The 6551-nt window shown below is 65.9% G+C and carries 5 protein-coding genes and 1 pseudogene; 5 read left to right on the top strand and 1 reads right to left on the bottom strand.

The window, feature by feature from the left end; genetic code table 11:
* From B9Y64_RS22665 to B9Y64_RS21825, 3 genes and pseudogenes are all read left to right on the top strand, one after another.
* Positions 1 to 105: pseudogene (locus B9Y64_RS22665) on the top strand (IS110 family transposase); the annotation flags it as partial.
* Between the two features lie 103 nt (positions 106 to 208).
* Complete coding sequence (locus B9Y64_RS21830; protein WP_100442432.1) at positions 209 to 649, top strand: DUF2231 domain-containing protein; 441 nt, start codon at positions 209 to 211, stop codon at positions 647 to 649.
* Positions 642 to 1952 (top strand): PQQ-dependent sugar dehydrogenase, encoded by a 1311-nt coding sequence (locus B9Y64_RS21825; protein WP_100442431.1) that lies wholly within the window; start codon positions 642 to 644, stop codon positions 1950 to 1952. Before B9Y64_RS21830 ends, B9Y64_RS21825 begins: the two co-directional genes overlap by 8 nt.
* Positions 1953 to 2080: 128 nt before the next feature.
* Here the strand turns inward: B9Y64_RS21825 and B9Y64_RS21820 are convergent, their stop codons facing one another.
* The gene (locus B9Y64_RS21820) at positions 2081 to 2743 is read right to left on the bottom strand and encodes an exopolysaccharide biosynthesis protein (RefSeq protein ID WP_049431964.1); all 663 of its coding nucleotides are present in this window, start codon (positions 2741 to 2743) and stop codon (positions 2081 to 2083) included.
* A 151-nt stretch (positions 2744 to 2894) separates the two neighbouring features.
* Between B9Y64_RS21820 and yidA the strand changes: the two genes are divergently transcribed.
* On the top strand, positions 2895 to 3728 hold the full coding sequence (gene yidA / locus B9Y64_RS21815; protein ID WP_100442436.1) for a sugar-phosphatase: 834 nt from the start codon (positions 2895 to 2897) through the stop codon (positions 3726 to 3728).
* A 498-nt stretch (positions 3729 to 4226) separates the two neighbouring features.
* Positions 4227 to 6545, top strand: a complete 2319-nt coding sequence (locus B9Y64_RS21810) for a TonB-dependent receptor (RefSeq protein WP_100442430.1) — start codon at positions 4227 to 4229, stop codon at positions 6543 to 6545.
* The last annotated feature ends 6 nt before the right edge of the window (positions 6546 to 6551 follow it).

Genomic DNA, 6551 nt, shown 5'->3' with positions numbered 1-6551 from the left:
CTGGCCAGAAAGCTGGCCAGGATTGCCTGGGGCGTCTTCAAGAGCGGCCGGGAGTTCGATCCGACCATGCTGAAAGTGGGTCAAGCCTGCTTCCAGCAGGCTTGATCTCGAACATAGGATCTCGGCTGCACAGAAGCGATGTCATCGCGCGACTTCACATGCGGCTGTGCTACTACAGCCCGTGCACCCTTCCGCACGGAGCACGATGATGGTCAATCCGCTCGCCCAGGCCCATCGCGGCCTTGGCACCACACTGTTCAGCCTGTTGAACCCGATACCCTTCGGCTTCTTCGTCGGCGCGCTGATCTTCGACGCGATCTACCTCAACAGCGCCGAGGTGATGTGGGGCAAGGCCGCCGCCTGGCTGATCACGTTCGGGCTGCTGATCGCCATCGTGCCGCGCCTGATCAACCTGTTCGCGGTCTGGCGCCGTAACGGCACCGCCACCCGCATCGACCGCATCGATTTCTTCCTCAACCTGGTTGCAGTGGTGCTGGCCATCTGGAACGCCTTCGTGCACAGCCGCGATGCCTATGCCGTCGCGGTGCCGGGCACGATCCTGTCGGCGCTGACCGTGGCCCTGATCGCACTGGGCCTGATCCTGCTGTCAGTGCAGCCGCCGGTGCTGCAGGGAGGTCGTCATGGCTAAGCACATCCTGCCCACCGTGGCCGTGCTGGCACTGGCCGTCACCCTGTCGGCCTGCGCGGGCAAGGCCGAATACCACCCCACCGACCAGTCCGGCGCACAGCCTCCGCTACCGGCGCCGAAGAACTTCCTGATGCCGCCGATGCAGGTGCCGCGTGGCGTGGGCTGGGCCGACGGACAGTCGCCCACGGTGGCCCAGGGCCTGAAGATCGAGCGCATCGCCGCCAATCTGCAGCACCCGCGGCGCCTGCTGACCCTGCCCAACGGCGATGTGCTGGTGGTGGAAGGCAACGGCCCCGGCGAAGAACCGGTCACCACGCCCAAGCAGTGGATCGCCGGCAAGGTGAAGGCGCGCTCGGGCAAGGCCGGCAAGGGCGGCAACCGGGTCACCCTGCTGCGCCGCACGCCCGGTACCGATACCTGGACCCAGCACGTCTACATCGAGGGCCTGCACTCGCCGTTCGGCATCCAGCTGATCGGCGACACGCTGTACGTGGCCAACACCGGCAACATCATGCAGTACCACTACGTGCCTGGCGAAACCCGCATGTCCGACAAGGGCCGCGAGTTCACCGACCTGCCCAGCACCATCAACCACCACTGGACCAAGGAACTGCTGGCCAGCCCTGATGGCCGCAAGCTGTATGTCGGCGTGGGCTCCAACAGCAACATCACCGAGAATGGCCTGGCCGTCGAATACCGCCGCGCAGTGGTGCTGGAGGTGGACGTGGCCACGCGTGGCAGCCGCATCTACGCCTCGGGCATCCGCAACCCGACCGGCCTGGATTGGGAGCCGAGCACCGGCAAACTGTGGGCGGTGGCCAACGAGCGCGACGAGATCGGCGCCGACCTGGTGCCGGACTACCTCACTTCGGTGAAGGAAGATGGCTTCTACGGCTGGCCCTACAGCTACTACGGCCAGCATGTGGATGAGCGCGTGCAGCCGCAGCGGCCGGACCTGGTGGCCAAGGCCATCACGCCCGACTATGCGATCGGCTCGCATGTGGCACCGCTGGGCCTGCTGTTCTACACCGGCCAGGCGCTGCCGGTGCAGTACCACGGCGGCGCCTTCATCGGCGAGCACGGCAGCTGGGATCGTTCGCCGTTGAGCGGGTACGAAGTGGTGTACGTACCGTTCAAGGACGGCAAGCCGACCGGGCGGCCGCAGACCGTGGTCAGTGGCTTCGCCTCGAAGGACGAGAAGACCCTGATGGGCGCGCCGGTGGGCATGGCGATGGACGCCGAAGGCGCACTGCTGGTGGCCGACGACGTGGGCAACGTGGTGTGGCGGGTGTCGGCGAAGTAGTTCTGTAGCGTCGAGTCACGCCCGACTGCTTTGAATTGGCCTGTGTAGAGCCGAGCCATGCTCGGCTTACGCGCGCAGCGCGGGGTTTCGGGAAACCGGCCGAACAGCAGCCGAGCGTGGGCTCGGCTCTACAGTTCCGCAGTACCGCTGCGGAACCCGCTGAACACCGATTCGGCGGCGAAACCCACGCCGCCAAGCAGCACGCCGAAATACACCATCGTGGCCACCACGAAGGCGTAACCGGCAGCCACCGCAGCGCCATCACGCTGGATGAAACCGATCGCAAAAGACATCAGCGCCAGCGCCGGCAGTGTGTTGCTGAAGGGAATCGGCCCGGCCGGCGCCATCAACAGCAGGGTGGCCACGACCAGCGCCAGGTTGTTCAGGCGCATCATCTTCTTCGAGCGCACCATCACCGCCAGCCGCATCGGCCGCGACAGTCGCTCCATGCGATGCACCCATTTCAGCGCACGGCCGAGGTTGGCCTTCAGCTTGTCGGTGGCGATCTCGCGGCGCGCCAGCTTCTGCGGCACCCACAGCGGACGGTTGCGCACCCGGCTCAGGCCGATCAGCAGGATCGAGGCACCGAATACGGTACTCAGCCCGGGAATGGAGACCGGGATGATGAAGATGGCCGAGAGCAGGATCACGATCAGCAGCAGGCCTTCATCGCCCAGCGCGCTGAGCAGGGTGCCGACGCTCACCTGTTCGCCGGGCAGCTCGTCGATCATCTGCTCGATCTGCTGGGCCAGGGGCGCGCTGTCATTGGTTTCAGGGGCACGGTAGGTCATGCGTCGGAAGCTTCTCCAGGGAAGGGCGGTCAGCGGGCCGTCCTGCGGTGGGGGACGCACAGGCTCCTGCAGTATCCCGGCCAACGCCGGCAAAGAGGTGAACCGGGCATGAGGGGGTAAAATGGACGGCCCGCATGAAGGTATGACGCTGATGGACATGGGCCGCAGGCAATCGACCATCGAACTGGTCGCCATCGACATGGATGGCACCCTGCTGGACCCCGCCCACACGCTCACCGCCCGCGCCAGGCAGGCCATCACGCAGGCGCGTGCGCTGGGCGTGCACATCGTGCTGACCAGTGGCCGCCCGGTTCCGGGCCTGGCACCGTTCCTGCACGAGCTGGGCATCACCGGCGACGATGACTACTGCATTGCCTGCAATGGCGGCCTGGTGCAGCGCATCGGCACGCGCGAAACCGTGGTCGAGTATCCGCTCAGCTTCGACGACTTCCTGTTCTGCGAGCAGGTGGCCCGCGAACTGGGCGTGCATTTCCAGGCGCTGGACAGCCGGCGCATGTACACGCCCAACCAGGACATCAGCTACTACACCGTGGCCGACTCGCATCTTTCGCGGATGCCGCTGTCGTACCGTCGCGTGGCCGACATGGACCCATCGATGTCCTTCATCAAGCTGATGATGGTCGACGCGCCGGACGTGCTGGATGCCGCCATCGCGCGCCTGCCCGGCGAGCTGACCGAACGCTTCGCGGTGCTGAAGAGCGCTGCGTTCTTCCTGGAGGTGTTCGACCGCCGCGCCGGCAAGGGGCCGAGCCTGCAGAAGCTGGCCGAGCACCTGGGCATCGACCGCGCCAACGTGATGGCCATCGGTGACCAGGAGAACGACCTGACCATGCTGCAGTACGCCGGTACCAGCGTGGCGATGGGCAATGCCATCGATGCGGTGAAGGCGGTGGCGCAGTTTGAAACCACGACCAATGCCGACGACGGCGTGGCGCGCGCGATCGAGCGTTTCGTCCTGCAGTAACCACGCGTCCAGCTGCCCAGGTAGCTGCCAACCTTGGTTGGCACACGCAATCGGCAAGCGCCGACCAAGGTCGGCCTCTACCACGCGTCCAGCTGCCCAGGTAGGTGCCAACCTTGGTTGGCACACGCAATCGGCAAGCGCCGACCAAGGTCGGCCTCTACCACGCGTCCAGCTGCCCAGGTAGTTGCCAACCTCGGTTGGCACGCGCAATCGGCAAGCGCCGACCTATACCCACGTATAGCCCATCCATCCCCATCGCCATCGGCGCTGTACCACGGTGCAATGGCGGATGCGGCAGTGGGATGCAAGAATTTCGCACGTCGAAATCACGCCCTCGAATCCCGCGGCAGATGATCGTCTTCCTCTGCCACTGACCGGCGCGCACTGCGCCGCCGCCCCCTCAACGCAATCGCATCGCCAGCCAGGGCGCCGACACCGGTGCTGCAACGCGCTGGGCGTGCGCCTGCGCCGCTCTCTCCCTGCACCCTGGATCCGCCCATGAACACCCCACCCACGACGCGCCTCGCTCTGGCCATCATCGCTGCCATCGCCGCACCTGCGCATGCCGCAGAAACGCACGATGCCACGCATGACACCCCCACCACGCTCAACGCCCTGCAGGTCATCGCTACCCCGCGCGGTGCGGCCGTGGCACCGACCCAGGTGGTCGGCCCCAACCGCTACATCATCAACGCCGAAGACCTCGACGCGATGGTCACCGGCAACAACGGCCTGGCCATGCTGAAGCAGGTACCGGGCGCCAGCTACACCGCCACCGATGGCCTGGGCCTGGACATCTCGGCCACCAGCCTGTTCGTGCGTGGCTTCCGCATGAATGAAATGGGCATCACCTTCGAGGGCGTGCCGCTGAACGACAATGGTTTCCTCTCGCTCACCGGCACCAGCGTGGTGAACGTGGGCGTGCCCGATGGCATCGGTGCGATCACGGTCAGCCCTGGCGGCGCACCGGTCAGCGTGTTCTCCAGCAGCGTCAACGGCGGCAGCCTGGAATACCGCCTGCGTGAGCTGCAGGACACGCCCAGCCTGCGCGTGAAGCAGGGCGTGGGCAGCAACAACACGTTGGTCACCACCGTATCCGGGCAAAGTGGCCAGCTCGGCGAGCACGGCCCGAAAGTGCTGGTCGACCTGCAGCGGGTGTCCGCCGACAAGTACCAGGGCGAGGGCACGCAGAACTTCCTGCGCGGCGATCTGAAGCTGCAACAGGATGTCGCCTGGGGTGATTTCACCGTGTTCCTGTCCGACAGCAAGGCCAAGGTCTGGGGTTACAACAACATCTCCTTCGACATGATCCGCAAGCTGGGCTGGAAGGCCGACATCTTCTACCCGGACTACGCGTGGGCCTGGTACGTGGCCTCGCCGGAGAACGCGGACAAGTCCTGCGGCGCCTACACCTGCGGTGAGCTGTCCGAACTGATTCCGTACGACACCGGCCAGATCACCCGCGACCGCGTGTCCTCGATCAACCACCGCTTCCAGATCAGCCCGGCGCTGCGCGGCAACGTGCAGCTGTACAACGCCAACAGCCACACCCAGGCCACGCTGACCGACCCGACCGTTGCGTCGCCCAACGGCGCGCCGTTCTCCGAGCAGGTGCAGACGCCGCGCCTCAACCGGCTGGGCGGCATGGTCAACCTGCAGTTCGAGGCCGGCGCGCACACCTTCACTGCCGGCTTCTGGCAGGAGAAGAGCAAGGCCGCGGCCAGGACCGAGTGGTACCAGCAGCCGCTGCTGGGCGAAGGCCCGCCGCTGAAGGCTACCGGCCCGTTCGACGTGTATGGTCCCGCGTTCATGACCGACAACGCATCGAGCTGGGTGACCCGCTCGCGCCAGTTCTACCTGCAGGACGACATCGTGCTGAACGATACGCTGAAGCTGGGCGTCGGCTTCAAGGCCGTGGACTTCCGCACCAGCGGCGGCGGCCTCGGTGATGCCAAGGACCGGCCGGTGAACGGCACGCTGCGCGCGAAGAGCAACTTCCTGCCGCATGTCTCGCTGTTCTGGAGCCCGAGCGAATCCACCGATGCCTTCATCGACCTGGCCAACACCATGAACGGCTACCGCGTGGCCCAGCGTGGCAACATCGGTTACACCGCCTCGGCATGGACCATCACTGACCAGGAAGAGTTCGACCGCGTGGCGGGCACGCTGCGCCCGGAGAAGAACTGGAACCTCACCGTGGGCGCGTCGCATCGCTTCGACCGGCTGACGATCACCGGCGACGTGTTCTACAACGACATCCGCAACCGCCTGCTGTCGGCCGCCATCGGCACCCAGTTCGCGCAGGTCAACACCGTGCGGCTGATGCCGAAGATGCATGTGATCGGCGCTGACCTCGGCATCACCGCCGACCTGACCGACCATCTGCAGTTCTACCAGGGCGTGGCCTTGGCCCGCTCGTACTACGACAGTGATTTCGTGGTGGGCGACACGGTGTACCCGATCAAGGGCAACGCCCAACCGGGTTACCCGCAGATCTCGCTGGTCAGCGATCTGTCCGCCCACTTCGGTGACTGGCGCTTCGGCGCCACCAGCACCTCGTACCTGCGCCAGCCCTTCACCTACGAGAACGACATCCGCGTGCCGACCTTCTGGCAGGTCAACACCTATGCCGCCTACCGTTTCGGTGCGGACAGCGCGGTGCCCGGCCTGGAGCTGCGGCTGGACGTGAGCAACCTGTTCAACCGCCACAACATCGGTACCGCCACCATCGCCGGCTCGTCGTTCTCGGGGGATTACCAGACCCTGCAGCGCAGCGCACCCCGGCAGCTGATGTTCAGCACCTCGATGGCGTTCTGAGGCATC

Origin of the sequence: Stenotrophomonas maltophilia (genome assembly GCF_002799245.1) — a bacterium.
Taxonomy (GTDB): domain Bacteria; phylum Pseudomonadota; class Gammaproteobacteria; order Xanthomonadales; family Xanthomonadaceae; genus Stenotrophomonas; species Stenotrophomonas maltophilia_S.
This window is presented reverse-complemented; position numbering and strand designations above follow the sequence as displayed.